This is a genomic window from Vibrio sp. 811 (genome assembly GCF_033339195.1).
Map to the genome: position 1 here is coordinate 1 of NZ_JAWOUB010000418.1, position 696 is coordinate 696.

Below are 696 nucleotides of genomic sequence, written 5' to 3' on the forward strand. Positions count from 1 at the left end.
GTGGTTTGCGCACAAGCAGACAGAAGCATCATCATCGCGCCAATTATTAACACTCTCATCATCACTCCTTACTTTTCTGACTTGTCGTTTTCTAACGTGTTTAGAAACGTTTTTAAATCTCGACAACGTTCTTACGATGGTTACTTAAGTATAGTTCACACCCTTTGACACCAATCACCAGACGCTATCTCTTCCGTAAGCTGCTCCGGGTCTTGATACAAGTAAATCCACGCTTGGCCAAATGGCGTTGCAATGCTCTCTCTACGATATTCGACAGGTACGTCTTCAAGCTGATCGAGCGCCACCAAAGTATCATCATCAATCAGATAAACTTCGCCTTGGATTGAGCGCTGCCCTTCTGACAGCGCTGGGTACGAGCCTACATCGTAGAGCGAAAATTGGGCGTCCGTTTCATGTAAACCAAGAAATTGAGCCGAGCTCAAATAATGATGGTTATACTCTCCCTTACGTAACGTGCCGTAGACAAAAATCAAATGCTGCATAACCACTCCTTAGCTATGAGTTCTGTGTGGTTAGGACGTGCGCCCTAATCAAATTCAAATTGATAGAGTAGGTCAACTGCGCTATCTACACCAGATACCGCCTCTAAATACAGGTCTTGCATCAATCGGTAACGCACCGTGAACTCACCCAGCGAGTTGAAGATGCCAACACCATATTTAACCTGTAGACCTG

2 protein-coding genes are annotated in these 696 nt (G+C 45.1%); both read right to left on the minus strand.

Going from position 1 to position 696, the window contains the following annotated elements; all coding sequences use genetic code 11:
• Window positions 1–155: 155 nt before the first annotated feature.
• Window positions 156–503 (minus strand): gamma-glutamylcyclotransferase, encoded by a 348-nt coding sequence (locus R7Q46_RS27235; protein WP_318078275.1) that lies wholly within the window; start codon window positions 501–503, stop codon window positions 156–158.
• Window positions 504–547: 44 nt separating this feature from the next.
• The coding region (locus R7Q46_RS30870; protein ID WP_411978779.1) for a translocation/assembly module TamB domain-containing protein at window positions 548–696 on the minus strand (149 nt) is incomplete at its 5' end.

What these genes read in the sequence shown, in the direction of transcription:
- R7Q46_RS27235 (WP_318078275.1), bottom strand. Translation starts at nt 503, where the DNA reads ATGCAGCATTTGATTTTTGTCTACGGCACGTTACGTAAGGGAGAGTAT.